The 16,052-nt window shown below is 77.8% G+C and carries 12 protein-coding genes and 1 tRNA gene; 10 read left to right on the top strand and 3 right to left on the bottom strand.

From position 1 onward, the window contains the following. Positions 1–10: 10 nt before the first annotated feature. The 7 genes from ACI8AF_RS02870 (at position 11) to ACI8AF_RS02840 (ending at position 10,001) form a co-directional block, all read left to right on the top strand. A complete protein-coding gene (locus tag ACI8AF_RS02870; RefSeq protein ID WP_456538151.1) occupies positions 11–700 on the top strand; it encodes an LppX_LprAFG lipoprotein in 690 nt (229 codons plus the stop codon). Beyond that, positions 669–2,411, top strand: coding sequence for an MFS transporter (locus ACI8AF_RS02865; protein ID WP_456538150.1), 1,743 nt, complete (start codon positions 669–671; stop codon positions 2,409–2,411). Before ACI8AF_RS02870 ends, ACI8AF_RS02865 begins: the two co-directional genes overlap by 32 nt. Before the next feature lie 68 nt (positions 2,412–2,479). Then, on the top strand, positions 2,480–3,073 hold the full coding sequence (locus ACI8AF_RS02860; RefSeq protein WP_456538149.1) for a dihydrofolate reductase family protein: 594 nt from the start codon (positions 2,480–2,482) through the stop codon (positions 3,071–3,073). 57 nt (positions 3,074–3,130) lie between these two features. Further along, the gene (locus tag ACI8AF_RS02855; protein WP_456538148.1) at positions 3,131–6,712 is read left to right on the top strand and encodes a BTAD domain-containing putative transcriptional regulator; all 3,582 of its coding nucleotides are present in this window, start codon (positions 3,131–3,133) and stop codon (positions 6,710–6,712) included. 13 nt (positions 6,713–6,725) lie between these two features. Beyond that, positions 6,726–8,105: an FAD-binding oxidoreductase gene (locus ACI8AF_RS02850; RefSeq protein ID WP_456538147.1), complete on the top strand. Its 1,380-nt coding sequence runs from the start codon at positions 6,726–6,728 to the stop codon at positions 8,103–8,105. A gap of 109 nt (positions 8,106–8,214) precedes the next feature. Continuing rightward, positions 8,215–9,618, top strand: coding sequence for an FAD-binding oxidoreductase (locus ACI8AF_RS02845; RefSeq protein ID WP_456538146.1), 1,404 nt, complete (start codon positions 8,215–8,217; stop codon positions 9,616–9,618). A gap of 74 nt (positions 9,619–9,692) precedes the next feature. Next, positions 9,693–10,001 (top strand): hypothetical protein, encoded by a 309-nt coding sequence (locus ACI8AF_RS02840; protein WP_456538145.1) that lies wholly within the window; start codon positions 9,693–9,695, stop codon positions 9,999–10,001. A 12-nt stretch (positions 10,002–10,013) separates the two neighbouring features. On the opposite strand, the gene ACI8AF_RS02835 is transcribed toward ACI8AF_RS02840, so the two are convergent. The 3 genes from ACI8AF_RS02835 to ACI8AF_RS02825 all read right to left on the bottom strand — a co-directional run bounded on the left by ACI8AF_RS02835 (position 10,014) and on the right by ACI8AF_RS02825 (position 12,815). Then, positions 10,014–10,979: a zinc-binding dehydrogenase gene (locus ACI8AF_RS02835; protein ID WP_456538144.1), complete on the bottom strand. Its 966-nt coding sequence runs from the start codon at positions 10,977–10,979 to the stop codon at positions 10,014–10,016. Positions 10,980–10,988: 9 nt separating this feature from the next. Then, positions 10,989–11,996: a selenide, water dikinase SelD gene (gene selD, locus ACI8AF_RS02830; RefSeq protein ID WP_456538143.1), complete on the bottom strand. Its 1,008-nt coding sequence runs from the start codon at positions 11,994–11,996 to the stop codon at positions 10,989–10,991. 222 nt (positions 11,997–12,218) lie between these two features. Next, positions 12,219–12,815, bottom strand: a complete 597-nt coding sequence (locus tag ACI8AF_RS02825) for a helix-turn-helix transcriptional regulator (RefSeq protein ID WP_456538142.1) — start codon at positions 12,813–12,815, stop codon at positions 12,219–12,221. A 53-nt stretch (positions 12,816–12,868) separates the two neighbouring features. Here ACI8AF_RS02825 and ACI8AF_RS02820 point away from each other — a divergent pair. The 3 genes from ACI8AF_RS02820 to selB all read left to right on the top strand — a co-directional run bounded on the left by ACI8AF_RS02820 (position 12,869) and on the right by selB (position 16,047). Further along, positions 12,869–12,964 (top strand) — tRNA-OTHER (locus ACI8AF_RS02820). A gap of 27 nt (positions 12,965–12,991) precedes the next feature. Next, positions 12,992–14,311 (top strand): L-seryl-tRNA(Sec) selenium transferase, encoded by a 1,320-nt coding sequence (selA, locus tag ACI8AF_RS02815; protein WP_456538141.1) that lies wholly within the window; start codon positions 12,992–12,994, stop codon positions 14,309–14,311. Next, positions 14,302–16,047, top strand: coding sequence for a selenocysteine-specific translation elongation factor (selB, locus tag ACI8AF_RS02810; RefSeq protein WP_456538140.1), 1,746 nt, complete (start codon positions 14,302–14,304; stop codon positions 16,045–16,047). The genes selA and selB overlap by 10 nt, the downstream gene beginning before the upstream one ends. Positions 16,048–16,052 lie beyond the last annotated feature (5 nt).

The following is a 16,052-nucleotide window of genomic DNA, read 5'->3' as shown; positions in this document are numbered from 1 at the left end:
GGAGGTCGTCATGCTGCTGCGCCGCGCCGGCGCCGGGCTGCTCGCGGTGGGGCTGGTGCTCGCCGGGTGCGGCGGCGGCTCCGACGAGTCCGCGCCCGACCTGCTCGACCGCGCCAAGCAGACCCTCGACGCCGCCGACAGCGCGCACTTCGTGCTCAGCAGCGACGGCGCCCCGGCCACCGGCACCCTGCTCGTCGGCGGTGAGGGCGACATCCTCCGGCCGGCCTCCTTCCAGGGCACCCTGCAGGTGCAGACCTCCGGCGCCACCGCCGACCTCGACGTCATCTCCGTCGACGGCACCGTCTACGCCCAGCTGCCCTTCGTGCAGGCCTGGAGCGAGATCGACCCCGCGCAGTTCGGCTTCGGCGACCCCGGCGCCCTGCTCGACCCCGACACCGGCATCTCGCAGCTGCTGGCCGAGGCCGAGAACCCGGAGCTCGGCGACGAGCGCCGGGTGGACGGCGAGGTCGTGCGAGAGGTGACCGCCGAGCTGCCCGGGCAGCTGGTCGCCGACCTGCTCACCAGCGAGGACCCCGAGCAGGCGGTCCGGGCCCGGTTCGCCATCGCGACCGAGAGCGGCGAGCTGCGGCGCGCCGAGCTCACCGGGCCCTTCTTCTCCGCCGACGAGGACGGCACCTACACCCTCGAGCTCAGCGACTTCGAGGCCGATGTCGAGATCAGCGCACCGCCCACCGGCTGACGCGGCGGCCGCGCCGGCGGCCCCCGGGCTCGCCGCCGTCGTCCTCGCGACGCTCGCCGTCCTCGTCACGGCGGCCGACACCTACGTCGTCGTCCTGGCGCTGCCCGACATCCTCACCGGGGTCGGCGTCGGCATCGACGAGCTGCAGCGGGCCACCCCCATCGTCGGCGGCTTCCTGCTCGGCTACACCGCCACGCTGCCGCTGCTCGGCCGGCTGGCCGACCTGCGCGGCCGGGTGCCGGTCCTGGTCGGCTGCCTGCTGCTGTTCGCCCTCGGCTCCCTGCTGACGGCGACGGCGGTGTCGCTCGGGCCCGCGGTCGCCGGCCGGCTGCTGCAGGGCGTCGGCGCCGGCGGGCTCGTGCCCGCCACGCTGGCCCTGGTCGCCGACCGCTGGCCGCCCGAGCGCCGCGCCCTGCCGCTCGGCGTCGTGGGCGCCGTGCAGGAGGCCGGCGCCGTCCTCGGCCCGCTGGCCGGTGCCGCGGTGCTCGCCGTCGCCGACTGGCGGGCCATCTTCTGGCTCAACCTGCTGCTGGGCCTCGCGCTGGCGGTCGGCGCGCTGGTCACCGGCCGGGCCCGCCGGCCCGACCCGGTCGGCGCCGCGCTCGCCGCGCTCGCGTCGCTCGCGCTCGGCCTGCAGCTGGCCGAGCCTGCCGCGCTCGCCGAGGACGTCACCCTCGGCCTGCTCTACGTGCCGGTCGTCGACGCCGTCCCGGCCTCGACCCCGCTGGTGCTCGTCGCCGTCGTCGCCGGGGTCGCCACCGGCGTGCGCTCGCTGACCCACCCGGACGGCGCCGTGCTGCCGCTGCGCGGGCTGCGGCGGCTGGCGCGCGAGGTGGACGTCGTCGGCTCGCTGCTGGTCGTCGTGGCGCTGGGCTGCCTGGTCTGGGCCTTCGCCGCGGCCGACCCGGCCACCCAGGTCGTCGCGCACGGACCGGTGCTGCTGCCGGTCGCCGCCGTCGCGGCGGTCGCCTTCGTCGTGCACGAGCGGCGCACCGCCGACCCGGTCCTGCCGCTGGCCGCGCTCCGCCCCGTCGGTGCCTGGGGCGCCCTGCTGGTCAACCTGCTCGTCGGCGTCGCGCTCGTCGCGGCCCTCGTCGACGTCCCGCTGTTCGCCCGCGCCACCACCACCCCCGGCGACCAGTTCGGCGCGGCGCTGGTGCTGCTCCGGCTGCTCGTCGCCGTGCCGGTCGGCGCGGTGGCCGGCGGCTGGCTGTGCCGGCGGGTACCGCCGCGGGTCGTCGCCGCGGCCGGCACGGCGCTCACCGCGCTGGCGCTGGCGGCCATGACGCAGTGGGACGCGCGGTCGCTCGACGGCGCCGCCTCCTGGGCCGTGCTGCTCGCCGCCGGCCTCGGCTTCGGCCTGGCGATCGCGCCGGTCAACGCGGTCCTGCTCGCCGTCACCGGCCCGGCCGTGCACGGCAGCGCCAGCGCGCTGGCCGTGGTGGCCCGGACCGTGGGCATGCTGGTCGGCCTCTCCCTGCTGACGGCGGTGGCGCTGCGCCGGTTCACCGCCGAGGTGGCCGCCATCGGCTCGCCGGTCGAGCTCTGCCCGCGGACGCCCGCCGACTGCCCCGCCTACGACGCCGCCACCGACGCCGCCGTCCTCACCCAGCTGCACACCGTCTTCGCCGGTGCCGCGATCGCCGCGGGCCTGGCCGCCGTCGCCGCGCTCCTCCTGCTGCGGGGGAGTCGTGCTCAACCGATGAGTTGAGCACGCTGGCCCGGTCCTAGGGAGCAGCGCGCCGCACGAGGGCGGCGCCGGACCCCAGGAGGGCTGTCATGGGCAGGACGATCACCTTCGCGGCGGTGTCGATGGACGGCTTCGTCGCCGATGAGCACGACGAGGTCGGCCCCCTGTTCGACTGGTACGGCAACGGCGACGTGCCCTTCACCTTCGCCGACGAAGAGCGGGTCTTCTCCGTCACCGAGACTACGGCCGAGTTCCTCCGGTCCACCACGCCGGGCATCGGCGCGATGGTCTGCGGGCGGCGCCTGTTTGACATCACCCACGGCTGGGAGGGCCGGCCGCCCAGCGGCGAGCACGTCTACGTCGTCACCCACGCCGCGCCGACCGACTGGCCGCAGGTCGGGACGGCGCCGTTCACCTTCGTGACCGACGGCGTGCGCAGCGCCGTCGAGCAGGCCCGCGCGTTCGCCGGCGAGCGCGACGTCTCGGTCGCCGCCGGCCAGATCGGCGGTCAGGCGCTGCGCGAGGGGCTGGTCGACCGGGTCGTGATGAACCTCGTCCCGGCCGTGTTCGGCGCCGGCCGGCCGTTCTTCGGCACGGGCGGGATCGCCGAGCCCCTGCTCTTCGGCGACCCGCAGGTCGTCCGGGGCAGGCGCGTCACGCACCTGGTCTTCGACCGGGTCTGACCCCCTCCACGGAACGGCCGTCCTCGTCTACCTTGTCCGGCCAACGAGGAGGGGTGGGTGGACGGCGGCCGGCTGCGGGTGAACCTCCTGGGCGAGCTCACCGCCGCCTGCGACGGGGCACCGCTCGACCTGGGCGGGCCACGCCAGCGCGCCGTCCTGGCGGTCCTGCTGCTCGCCCGCGGCGAGATCGTGCCCGCCGACCGGCTCGTCGAGTCGGTCTGGGGTGACGCCCCGCCCGCCGACACCACCGCCGCCCTGCAGTCCTACGTCTCGCACCTGCGCCGCCGGCTCGAGCCGGGCAGCGCCGCGCGGGCCCGCTCGACGGTCCTCGTGCGGGAGGGGCCGGGGTACGCCGTCCGGCTGCCCGCCGACGCCGTCGACGCGTGGCGGTTCGAGCGGCTGCTGCAGCAGGCCGCCGCCGAGCGCGACCGGGCGGTGCCGCTGCTCGAGGAGGCGCTGGGGCTCTGGCGGGGCCCGGCCCTGGCCGACTACGCCGACGCGCCGTGGGCGCAGGCCGAGATCGGCCGGCTCGCCGAGCTGCGCGCCACCGCGCGCGAGCGGCTGCTCGCCGCCCGGCTCGACGGCGGCGAGGCCGCCCTCCTGGTGGCCGACCTCGAGGCGATGGTCGCCGAGGAGCCGCTGCGCGAGGAGCGCTGGCGGCTGCTCGCGCTGGCGCTCTACCGCGCCGGCCGGCAGGCCGACGCCCTCGCCGCGCTGCGCCGGGCGCGGACCAACCTCGCCGACGAGCTCGGCGTCGACCCCGGCCCGGCGCTGCGGGAGCTGGAGCGGGCCGTCCTCGACCAGTCGCCCGCGCTGCGGCCGCGCGTGCCCCCGCCCCGCGCCGAGCCCCCGCCCCGCGCCGGGCCCCCGGTGCCCCCGCCCCGCGTGCCCGACGACCTCGTCGACCGCGACCGCGAGCTCGCCGCCGTCCGCGCCGCCCTGGACGACCTCGCGGGGGGACGCCCGGGGCTCCTGCTGGTCGAGGGCCCGGCCGGCATCGGCAAGACCCGGCTGCTGGCCGAGGCCCGGCGGCTGGCCGCCGAGCGCGGGCTGAGGGTGCTCGCCGCCCGCGGCAGCCAGATGGAGAAGGCGTTCGGCTTCGGCGTCGTCCGGCAGCTGTTCGAACCCGAGCTGGTCGGTGCCGACCGGCGGGCGGCGCTCCTACGCGGCGCCGCGTCGGCTGCCGGCGGGGTCTTCGACCTCACCGCGGGCGAGGGCGACGGCTCGTTCGCCGTCCTCCACGGCCTGTACTGGCTGGCGGTCAACGCCGGCGCCGACGGGCCGGTGGTGCTGGCCGTGGACGACCTGCAGTGGTGCGACACCGCCTCGCTGCGCTGGCTGGTCTACCTCGCCCGCCGGCTCGACGGCGTCCCGGTCCTGCTCGTCGGCACGATCCGCACCGGCGAGCAGGTCGACGACGAGGAGCTGCTGACCGAGCTGCAGCTCGAACCCGCCGCCGTCGTCGTCACCCCGCCCGCGCTCACTCCCGAGGCGACCTCCCGCATGGTGGCGCAGCGCCTCGGCGACCCGGTCTCGCCGCTGTTCGCCCAGGCCTGCCACCGCACCACCTCGGGCAACCCGCTGCTGCTCCGCCAGCTCCTGCGCGGGCTGGAGGCCGACCGGGTGCGCCCTGACGCCGCCCACGCCGACCGGGTCGTGGCCGTCGGGTCCCGGGCCGTGTCCAGCATGGTCACCATGCGGCTGCGGCGGCTGCCGCCGGAGGTGCTGCCGGTGGCCCGGGCCGCCGCGGTGCTCGGCGACGGCGCCGCCCTGCCGGTGGTTGCCGCGCTGGCCGGGCGGTCCGACCAGGAGGCCGCCGCCGCCCTCGCGGTGCTGGCCCGCATCGAGGTCGTCAAGGACGAGTGGCCGCTGGCCTTCGCCCACCCGCTGGTGCGCGACGCGGTGTACCGCGACCTGCCCGCGGCGGAGCGCGCGCTGCTGCACGAGCGCGCCGCCCGGCTCCTCGGCGGCGCCGGGGCGGAGCAGGTGGCCGCCCACCTGCTGCGGGCGCCGCGGCGGGGCGACGCCGGCACGGTCGCGCTGCTGCGCCGGGCCGCCGCCACGGCCGCCGAGCGCGGCGCCGCGGAGACCGCGGTGACCCTGCTCCGCCGGGCGCTGGAGGAGCCGCCGGCGGACGACGGCGCCCGCCGCGACGTGCTGACCGAGCTCGGCCTGCTCGAGTCGCTGGTCGAGGGCGCGGCCGGCGCCGAGCACCTCCTGCAGGCCTACGCGCTGCACGACGACCCGCGGACCCGGGCCGACCTCGCCGTCGTCATCGGCCGGACGCAGGTGTTCGCCGGTGCGCTGGGGGTGGCGACCGCCTTCGCCCGCGAGGCGCGGCTGGCCCTGCCGCCCGAGCTGGACGACCACCGGCAGGCGCTGACCGCGCTGGAGCGCATCACCGGCTTCATGCACGACGTGGACCCCGCGGTGTGGCGCACGGCCGATCTGCCCGAACCCGGCGGCGACGGCACCGGGGCGCTGATGCTCGCCGCCACGCTGGCGTTCGAGGCGACGCTCGAGGGCGAGCAGCGCTCACGAGCGGTCGGGCTCGCCCGGGCGGCCCTCGCCGGCGACCGGCTCTGGACCGTCGACAACGGGCTGTTCTGGATCGTCGCCGCCGTCGTCCGCATGCTCGCCGACGACGACCTGGGCGACTTCTGGACCCGGGCGCGCCGCGCCGCGCACGCCCGCGGATCGGTGTTCGCCGTGCACTCCACCAACCTCTGGCAGGGGCTCTGGCACTGGCGGCGGGGCGAGCTGGACGACGCGCTCGGTCTGGTCCGCATGGCCCACGACCAGGCGCGGATCTGGGGGCACGAGAGCCTGGGCGACGCGTACGCCTTCGGGGTCGAGATCGCCTGCCACCTCGACCGGGGCGACGTCACCGCGGCCCGGAGCGCGGCGGACGCCGGGGCCGCGCTGCCGGCCGCCGGGGACGGGTACCGCTTCTTCCGGCACGCGGTGGCCCGGTTGCTGGTGGCGGAGCGCCGCTACGAGGAGGCCCTCGGCGCCGTCGTCGGGATCGCGGCCCCGGTGCCGATCCCCAACCCCGTCTGGCACCCCTGGCGCGGCACGGGCGCGCTCGCGCTGCGCGGCCTGGGCCGCACGGAGGAGGCGGTCCGGCTCGCGGAGGAGGAGGTCCGGCTGCTGCGCCGGTGGGGTGCGCCGAGCTACCTGGGCGACGGGTTGCTCCTGCTCGGCCGGCTGCGCGGCCCCTCCGGGGTGGACCTGCTGCGGGAGGCCGTCGACCTGCTGTCCACGACCCCCGCCGCGGTCGACCTGGCCCGCGCCCGCTGTGCGCTCGGCGCCACCCCGCAGGTCGCCGACGACGAGGCCGTCCCGCTGCTGCGCGCGGCGGTCGAGGCGGCGACGGAGCTCGGCGCGGAGGGCGTCCTGGCCCGGGCGTGCGCCGCGCTGGCCGCCCGGGGGGTGCGGGAGGACCACCCGGTGCCCGCGCCCCGGCGGTCCGGCGCCGAGCGGCAGGTCCTCGCGCTCGCCGCGTCGGGCCTCGACGTCGTGCAGATCGCCCAGCGGCTGTTCCTGACGCCCGGGACCGTCGGCGCCGTCCTCGAGGCGGCCGACGGCGGGCGTCTCAAGTTCCCCTCAAGTCGGCCGACGGACGCTGTCCACCACTGAGACGAGGAGACCCGTGACCCAGCAGCAGACGCCGGCTCCCGCCCACCTCCGGGCGGAGGGCCTGCGCGGGCTGTGCGGGGGAGCGGTGCACCTGCCCGGCGACCCGGCCTACGACCTGGCCCGCTCGCCGTGGAACCTGCAGATGTCCGACTACCCGGCGGCGGTCGTCTACCCGGCCTTCCCCGACGAGGTCGCCGAGGTGCTCCGCCGGGCCGCGGCCGAGGGCCTGGCGGTCGCGCCGCAGGGCACCGGGCACGGCGCCCCGCCGCTGCAGGGGCACCTGACCGAGGCGGTGCTGCTGCGCACCTCGGCGATGACCGAGCTGGTGGTGGACGCCGACCGGCGCTCCGCCCGCGTCGGCGCGGGGGTGCTCTGGGGCGACCTCACGGACGCCGCCGGGCTGAGCGGGCTGGCCGCCCTGCACCCGTCCTCGCCCGACGTGGGCGTGGTCGGCTACTCCCTCGGCGGCGGCATCGGCTGGTACGCCCGGCGGCGGGGGCTGCAGTGCAACGCCGTGACGGCGGTGGAGCTGGTGCTCGCCGACGGCACCTTCGTGCGCGCCACCGCCGACGACGACGCCGACCTGTTCTGGGCCCTGCGCGGCGGGGCGGCGCCGCTGGGCGTGGTGACGGCGCTGGAGTTCGACCTGTTCCCGCTCGACACGGTGGTCGCGGGGTTCCTCGCCTGGGACTGGACCGAGGTCGAGCGCGTGCTGCCGGCCTGGGTGCGGTGGTGCGCGGCCGCCCCGGCGACCGCGACGACGTCCTTCCGGCTGCTCGACGTCCCGGTGATGGACCACGTCCCCCCGCCGCTGCGCGGCCGCCGGCTGGCCATGGTCGACGGCGCCGTGCTGGGGGACGACGGCGCCGCCGCGGAGGTGCTGGCCCCGCTGCGGGCGCTGCGGCCGGAGTTCGACACGGTGGCGCGGGTGCCGGCGGCGAGCCTGGCGCGGCTGCACCTGGAGCCGGAGGGCCCGACGCCGGCCTACGCCAGCAGCACGCTGGTCGGGTCGCTGCCCGAGCCGGCGATCGCCGCGGTCGTGGACGCCGTCGGGCCGGGCTCGGGCACGATCCTGGCCATCGCCGAGCTGCGCCACCTCGGTGGGGCGCTGGCCCGGCCGGACCCCTCCGGCGGCGCGCTGAACGCGCTGGACGGCGGCTTCCTCGCCCTGAGCGTCGGCTTCCAGGGCGACCCGGCGGTGCAACGGGTGGACGCGGCGCGGTTCCTGTCCGCCGTCGAGCCGTGGGCGACCGGCCGGCGGTACCTGCCGATGCTCGACGACCCGGTCGACACCCGGAAGGCGTTCCCGCCCGGGGTGCACGCGCGGCTGTCGGCGATCCGGCGCGGCGTCGACCCGCACGGGCTGTTCCTCTCCCCGCACCCCGCCGTCTGACGCCTTCTTGAGGCGCGCCCTCAAGAGGTGCGCAAGAGCCGGGCAAGAGCCCGGGGCCACGGTTTCCGCAGACGTCACCGCCGACGTTCCCCGGATCCAGGAGGAAACCGTGAGCTCCACCCTCGACACCGTCGTCGCCGACCTCACCGTCGACGCCCCCTTCGACGTGCTCGACGCCGTCATCACCGGCTCCGTGCACCAGCCCGGCGAGGCCGGCTACGCCGCGCACGTCACGCCGTGGAACCTCGCCGTCCCGCTGCACCCGGCCGCCGTGGTCGCCGCGCGGACGGCGGAGGACGTGGCCGCGGCGGTGCGCTTCGCCGGCGCGTTCGGCCTGACCGCCGGCGTCCAGGGCACCGGTCACGGCGCGATCCCCGGCATCGCCGGCCACCTGCTGGTGTCCACCCGCGACCTCGACGAGGTGACCGTGCACCCGGAGGGCTGGGCGCGGGTCGGCGCGGGCGTCAAGTGGCTGCGGGTCGTGCAGGAGGCCGCCCCGTACGGGCTGGCCCCGCTGTCCGGCTCGGTCACCGACGTCGGCGTGGTCGGTTACACCACCGGCGGCGGCGTCGGCCCGATGGCCCGCACGTTCGGTCTCGCGGCCGACAAGGTGCGCGCGTTCGACGTCGTCACCGGCGACGGCGTGCTGCGCCGGGTGACGCCCTCCGAGCACCCCGACCTGTTCTGGGCGCTGCGCGGCGGCAAGGGCACCACCGCGATCGTCACCGCGGTCGAGTTCGACCTGGTGCACCTGCCCACCTTCTACGGCGGCTCGGTCTGGTTCGACGCCGCGGACGCACCCCGGATCATCGCGGCCTGGCGGACGTGGGCGGCCGAGCTGCCCGAGCAGGGGACGACGTCGTTCGGGCTGTTCCAGCTGCCGCCGCTGCCCGAGGTCCCGCCGCCGCTGGCCGGCCGGATGACCCTGAGCCTGCGCTTCCTGTGGACCGGCGACCCGGAGGAGGGCGCGCGGCACCTGGACCGGATGCGCGCCGTCGCGCCCGTGGTCCTCGACGACGCCGCGCTCAAGCCCTACACCGCGGTGGACTCGGTGCACACCGACCCCGTCGACCCGACGCCCGCGGTCGACCCGGCGATCCTGCTGTCGGAGTTCCCGGCCGAGGCCGCCGACCGGCTGCTCGAGGTGGCCGGCTCCGGATCGGGCTCCTCGCTGATCCTGCTCGAGGTGCGTGCCCTGGGCGGCGCGTACGCGCGGCCGGGGGAGCACCCCAACTCCTTCTGCCACCGCGACGCGGGGTTCAGCGTGCTCGCCGTCGGGCTGGCCGCCGACGCCGACATGGCCGCCCGCGCGATGGTCGACGCCGACCGGGTGTTCGCCGCCCTCGCCCCCTGGGACAACGGGCACGTGTGGCCGAACTTCGGCCCGGTGCACGACGAGCGGTCGGCCCGGCGCGCCTACGACGAGCCGACCCTGCGGCGGCTGGCCGAGATCTCGCGCACCTACGACCCGGACGGCGTCCTGCACATCGGCCGCTGGACCCGGGACTTCTGAGCGGCGTGCAGGACTACGGTGTGGCCCGGTCCGGCGGACCGCCGGACCGGGCCGCAGCCCGAGCGGAGGCCGCCATGCCCGTAGGGATCGTCACCGACGTACCGGCGCCCATAGAGGTGTACGACGCGCTCCACGCGGAGCTCCTCCGCCGGTACCCAGGACCGGCCGAGGGGCTGCTGCTGCACGTCGCGCGGCCCACCGCGGCCGGTTTCCAGGTCGTGGAGGTCTGGGAGTCGCGGGAGGTGTTCGACCGCTACAACGCCGAGGTCGTCTTCCCGCTGATGGCGGAGCTCTCCGGCGGCGCGCCGGTGCCCGAGGGCCCCGCCCCGGAGGAGTTCGAGGTCCGCGGGCTGGTCATCCAGGGCGCCGGGGTACGGGTCTGAGGGCCCGCGCGCTCAGAGGGTGAAGACGATCTTCCCGTTCGTCCGCCCCTCGAGCATGCGCGCGAAGCCTTCCCGGGCCTCGGTCAGCGGCAGCTCGACGTCGATCTGCGGCCGCACGCCGGTGACCCGGCAGAGCTCGACCAGGTCCTCGAGCTCGTCGCGGGTGCCCATGGTCGAGCCGATGACCGACAGCTGGGTGAAGAACACCCGGTTGAGCTCCGCGCCGGGGTTGAACCCGGTGGTGGCGCCCGAGGTGACCAGCACCCCGCCGGGCTTGAGCGACTTGACGCTGTGCGACCAGGTGGCCTCGCCGACGGTCTCCATGACGCCGTCCACCCGCTCGGGCAGCCGGGCGCCGGTCTCGAACGCCTGGTCGGCGCCGAGGGCGAGGGCCGCCGCCCGCTTCTCCTCGCTGCGGCCGGTCACCCAGATCCGGTAGCCGGCGGCCCGGCCCAGCACGATCAGCGCGGTGGCGACGCCGCCGCTGGCGCCCTGCACCAGCACCGTCTGCCCGGGGCGCAGCCCGGACCGCACGAAGAGCATGCGGTAGGCGGTCAGCCAGGCGGTGGGCAGGCAGGCCGCCTCGGCGAAGGACAGCTCGGCCGGCTTGGGCAGCAGGTTCCGGCGGGGGACGGCGACCCGCTCGGCCATGGTGCCCTGGTGCAGCTCGCTGAACAGCGAGCGCTTGGGGTCCAGCGTCTCGTCCCCGGTCCAGCCGGGGCTGGCGACGACGCCGTGGACGACGACCTCGTTGCCGTCCTCGTCGAGCCCGGCGGCGTCGGTGCCGAGGATCATCGGCATCCGCTCCTGCGGCAGGCCGACGCCGCGCAGGCTGAACAGGTCGTGGTGGTTGAGCGACACCGCCTCGACCTGGACCGTCGTCCAGCCGTCGGGCGTCTCCGGCTCCGGGCGCTCGCCGATCTCCAGCACGGAGAGCGGGTCCTTCGGGGCGGGCGTGGAGACGAAGGCAGCCAGCATGGGGGGACGCTAACGAACGACCAGGACGTGCTCCCCGCGGGGGACGAACTCGCCGATCACCGGGGCGCCCGGGACCTCACCGCCGAGCAGCAGGCCGCCCGAGGTCTGCGCGTCGGCCAGCAGCAGCGCCTCGCCCTCGTCGACCGCCGACAGGTCGGTGTGCGGGCGCACCCAGTCGAGGTTGCGGCGGGTGCCGCCGGAGACGTAGCCGGCGGCGAGCGCCTCGCGTGCCCCGGTCAGGTAGGGGACGGCGGCGGCGTCGACCACCGCGGTCACCCCGCTGGCCCGGGCCATCTTGTACAGGTGGCCGAGCAGGCCGAAGCCGGTGACGTCGGTGCCGGCGCGGATGCCGGCCGCGACCGCCGCCCGGCCGGCCTCGCGGTTGAGCGCGGTCATCGACGCGACCGCCTCCGCGGAGACCTCGCCGGTCTGCTTGTGCCGGCTGTTGAGCACGCCCACACCCAGCGGCTTGGTCAGCGACAGCGGGGTGCCGGCGACCGCGGCGTCGTTGCGGATCACCCGCTCGACGTCGACCAGGCCGGTCACCGCCATCCCGTACTTCGGCTCGGGGTCGTCGATCGAGTGCCCGCCGCCGACGTGGCAGCCGGCCTCCCGGGCGACGTCCAGGCCGCCGCGCAGCACCTCGGCGGCGAGCTCGGCGGGCAGCACGTCACGCGGCCAGCCGAGCAGGTTGACCGCCAGCACCGGGGTGCCGCCCATCGCGTAGACGTCGGACAGCGCGTTGGCCGCGGCGATCCGGCCGAAGGTGTACGCGTCGTCGACGACGGGGGTGAAGAAGTCGGTGGTGAGCACCAGCCCGTGGCCGCCGGCGATGCGCACGACCGCGGCGTCGTCGCCGTCGTCGAGCCCGACGACCAGCTCGGCGGCGGGGTCCACCGGCCCGCCGGCGGTGAGGCCCGCGACGACCGCCTCCAGCTCGCCGGGCGGGATCTTGCAGGCGCAGCCACCCCCGTGCGCGTACCGGGTGAGGCGGATGGTCGGCGGGGCGGTCGTCACGCCGCCGACGCTAACCGGACCAGGCCCGGTCGACACGGCGGGGCCCGGGCGCCAGCACGGGCGCCGACCGGGGAGGTGAGGCGTGCACCGGACGCGCACCGCCATGCTCCTGGCCGTCCCGCTCGCCCGGTCCGGCTGCGCCGGCGGCGCCGACCCCGACCCCGCTCGCCGACGAGGACGCCGTCGCCGAGATGGAGCGGGTCTGCGGCGAGGGGTGACCGGTCAGGCGCGCCCGCCAGGCAGCACGGTGAGGCGGGGCGGCTGCGGCGGGGGAGCCACGGCCGGGGCCTTGGCCCCGCGGCCGAGCGCACGCCCGGCCGGGTGGGTGTCGGAGGGGGCGCCGAACAGCGCGGGGTCACGGCGGGGCGCGGTCTCGGTGGTCAGCTCGACGGCCTCGATGCGGTCCTCGCGGAACCAGCGGGGCGCCTGCCGCTCGCGGCACCACCCGACGAGGAACCAGTGGTCGTGGGCGTGGGCCAGCAGCTGCGGCTCGACCTCGCGCCGGGAGACCTGCCCCTTGCCGTCGCGGTAGCGCACGACCAGGACGCGGTGGCGGGCCACGGCCTGCTCCACCACCGACCGGATCTCGGCCGACCGGCTGGCCTCGGCGCTGACCCACAGGCTCGTCGCCAGCAGCTGCGCCCGGCGCTGCGGGTCGGGCTCGAGGACGTCGAGCACCTTCTCCAGCGCGCCGCGGCCCGCCTCGGCGTAGGCGCCGTCGGGCTGGGCGGCGAGGGCGACGGCGACGGCCGCGGCCTCCTCGGGGGTGAGGGTCACCGGGGGAAGCGTCGCGGCGGGGCGGTGCTCGGTGCGGGCCATGCCGGGAGGGTGGCGGGAGGCACTGACAGTTTCGACGACGTAGGGTTCGCGGCGGAGGCGTCAGGGTGTCTGGTGACCCCCGCGGCCTCTAAAGCCGACGTGACCGAGCAGCTCGGTCAGGCGGGTTCGATTCCCGTCCGCCTCCGCCACTCCGCCCGCCCGCCTACGCTTCGGACGTGGTGATCACGGACCCGCGCCGGCAGGTGCCGCGCACCGACGCGCTGCTGGCCGAGCCGGCCGTGGCCGCCGCCGCGGACCGGCTCGGGCGGGACCTGGTGAAGAGCGCCGTCCAGGCGGTCCAGCAGCGCGTCCGGGACGGCGAGCTGCCGCCGGGCGGCGCCGTCGACGCCGTCCTGGCCGCGCTGCCGTCGACCGCCGCCAGCTTGCGCCCCGTGCTCAACGCGACCGGGGTGCTCGTGCACACCAACCTCGGCCGGGCGCCGCTGTCGGCCGCCGCCGTCGAGGCGATCGCCGCCGCCGCCGGCACCACCGACGTCGAGCTCGACCTGGCCACCGGCCGCCGCGGCCCGCGCGGCGGGGCGGCGCTCGCGGCGCTGCTCGCCGCCGTCCCCGCGGCCGGGGCGGCGATGGTGGTCAACAACTGCGCCGCCGCGCTCGCCCTGGTGGCGACCGCGCTCGGCCAGGGCCGCGAGCTCGTGATCGCCCGCGGCGAGCTGGTCGAGATCGGCGACGGGTTCCGCATCCCCGAGCTGCTCGCCGCCACCGGTGCCCGGCTGCGCGAGGTCGGGACGACGAACCGGGTCACCCTCGACGACTACCGGGACGCCCTGCACGACGGCACCGGCGCGGTGCTCAAGGTGCACCCCTCGAACTTCGTCGTCCGCGGCTTCACCCGCGCGGTGCCGGTGCACGAGCTGGCGCAGGCGCTGCACGGCAGCGGGGTGCCGCTCGTGGCCGACGTCGGCTCGGGCCTGCTCGCGCCCGATCCCGTGCTGCCCGACGAGCCCGACCTGCAGTCGACCCTGGCCGACGGCGCCGACCTCGTGCTGGCCAGCGGCGACAAGCTGCTCGGCGGCCCGCAGGCCGGGCTGGTGCTGGGCCGGGCCGAGCTCGTGCAGCGGCTGCGCCGGCACCCCCTCTACCGGGCGCTGCGGGTCGACAAGACGACGCTGGCCGCGCTCGAGGCGACGCTGCGCGGCCCGACGCCGCCGGTGCGCGCCATGCTCGCCGCCGACGTCGGCGGCCTGCGGGCACGGGCCCGCGCGCTCGCCGAGCGGCTCGCCGCGGCCGGCGTCGACGCCCGGGCCGTCGACGCCGAGGCGCGGGTCGGCGGGGGAGGGGCGCCGGAGCACCCGCTGCCCAGCGCCGCGGTCTCGCTGCCGCCGTCCTTCGCCGAGCCGCTGCGGCTCGGGCAGCCGCCGGTCGTCGGCTACGTCGCCGACGACCGGACGCTGCTCGACCTGCGCAGCCTCCCGCCCGGGGACGACGACGCGCTGGCCGCCGCCGTGCTGGAGGTGGCCGCCCGGTGGAGGTGATCGCCACCGCGGGCCACGTCGACCACGGCAAGTCCACGCTGGTGCGGGCGCTCACCGGTATGGAGCCCGACCGGTGGGAGGAGGAGCGCCGCCGCGGGCTCACCATCGACCTCGGCTTCGCGTGGACGACGCTGCCGTCGGGACGGCGGCTGGCCGTCGTGGACGTGCCCGGGCACGAGCGGTTCGTCGGCAACATGCTGGCCGGCGTGGGATCGGTGCCCGCCGCGGTGGTCGTGGTGGCCGCCGACGACGGCTGGTCGGCGCAGACCGCCGAGCACGTCGCCGCCCTCGACGCGCTGGGCGTGCGGCACGCGCTGCTCGCCGTCACCAAGGCCGACCTGGCCGATCCCGCGCCCGTGCTGGCCGACGCGCGCGAGCGGCTCGCGAAGACCGCCATGGGCGACGTCCCCGGGGTGGCGGTCAGCGCGGTCTCCGGCGCCGGGGTCCCCGAGCTGGCCGCGGGGCTCGAGCGGGTGCTGGCCGCGCTGCCCGCACCCGACCGCGCCGCCCCCGTGCGGCTCTGGGTCGACCGGGCCTTCACCATCCGCGGCGCCGGCACCGTGGTCACGGGCACCCTCGCCGCGGGCACCGTCGCGCCCGGCGACCGGCTGGCGCTGGGCGACCGCGAGGTGGTCGTCCGGGGCGTGCACTCCCTCGGCGAGCCGGTCGAGCGGGCGGCGGCCACGGCGCGGGTCGCGCTCAACCTGCGCGGGATCGCGGTCGACGAGCTCTCCCGCGGCGACGCGCTGCTGACCCCGGGCGCGTTCCGCCGCACCGACCTGGTCGACGTCACCCTCGACGCGGTGCCGGAGGACCGGCTGCCCGCCGAGCCGGTGGTGCACGTCGGTTCGGCCACCGTCGCCGCCCGGGTGCGGCCGCTGGAGGGCAGCGCGCTGCGGCTGCGGCTGGCCGCGCCGCTGCCGCTGCGGGTGGGCGACCGCCTGCTGGTCCGCGACCCGGGCACCCGGCGCGTGCTCGGCGCCGACGTGCGCGACGTCGCCCCGCCGGAGCTGCGCCGCCGCGGTGCGGCCCGCGTGCGCGGGGCCGAGCTGGCCGCGCAGCTGCCCGGTACGGCGGGCGCGGGCGTGGACCTCGCCCGGCGGCGGTTCGTGCGGGCCGCCGACTTCGCCGCGATGGGCTGGCCCGAGCCGCCCGGCGCGGCGCGGGTCGGCCCGTGGCTCGTGGCCCCGGGCGTTCTCGACGAGCTGGCCGGCCGGCTGCCCGACGTCGTCGCCCGCTACCGCCGGCTGCGGCCGCTGGAGCCCGGCCCGCCGGTCGACGTCGTCCGCCGGGCCCTCGAGCTGCCCGGCGCCGAGCTGGTCGGCGCCCTGGTGCGGCCGCCGCTGGCGCTGCGCGACGGGCGGGTGGCCGAGGCGGCCGCGGGCCTGCCGGCGGCCGTGCAGCGCGCCGTGGACGAGGTGCGGGTGCGGCTCGCCGCCGACCCGTTCGCCGCCCCCGAGGCGGGCGACCTCGCCGCGGCCGGGCTCGGCCCGCGGGAGCTGGCGGCGGCCGTGCGGGACGGGCAGCTGGTGCGGATCGCCGACGGCGTCTACCTCGCCCCGGGCGTGGAGGGGGAGGCGCGCGCCCGCCTGACCGGGCTGCCCGCGCCGTTCACCGTGAGCCGGGCCCGCCAGGCGTGGGGGACCAGCCGCCGGGTCGCCGTCCCGCTGATGGAGTGGCTCGACGCGCGGGGCGTGACCCAGCGGCTGCCCGACAACTCCCGCCGGCTGCGCTGAGCCGG

The sequence above is a fragment of the Blastococcus sp. SYSU D00669 genome, assembly GCF_054050715.1.
The sequence above is the reverse complement of the archived record's forward strand: the minus strand, read 5'-3'. Positions and strand labels throughout refer to the sequence as shown.

Coding starts and splice junctions, on each gene's coding strand:
- ACI8AF_RS02870 (WP_456538151.1), top strand. CDS start 11: ATGCTGCTGCGCCGCGCCGGCGCCGGGCTGCTCGCGGTGGGGCTGGTG.
- ACI8AF_RS02865 (WP_456538150.1), top strand. CDS start 669: ATGTCGAGATCAGCGCACCGCCCACCGGCTGACGCGGCGGCCGCGCCG.
- ACI8AF_RS02860 (WP_456538149.1), top strand. CDS start 2,480: ATGGGCAGGACGATCACCTTCGCGGCGGTGTCGATGGACGGCTTCGTC.
- ACI8AF_RS02840 (WP_456538145.1), top strand. CDS start 9,693: ATGCCCGTAGGGATCGTCACCGACGTACCGGCGCCCATAGAGGTGTAC.
- ACI8AF_RS02835 (WP_456538144.1), bottom strand. CDS start 10,979: ATGCTGGCTGCCTTCGTCTCCACGCCCGCCCCGAAGGACCCGCTCTCC.
- ACI8AF_RS02825 (WP_456538142.1), bottom strand. CDS start 12,815: ATGGCCCGCACCGAGCACCGCCCCGCCGCGACGCTTCCCCCGGTGACC.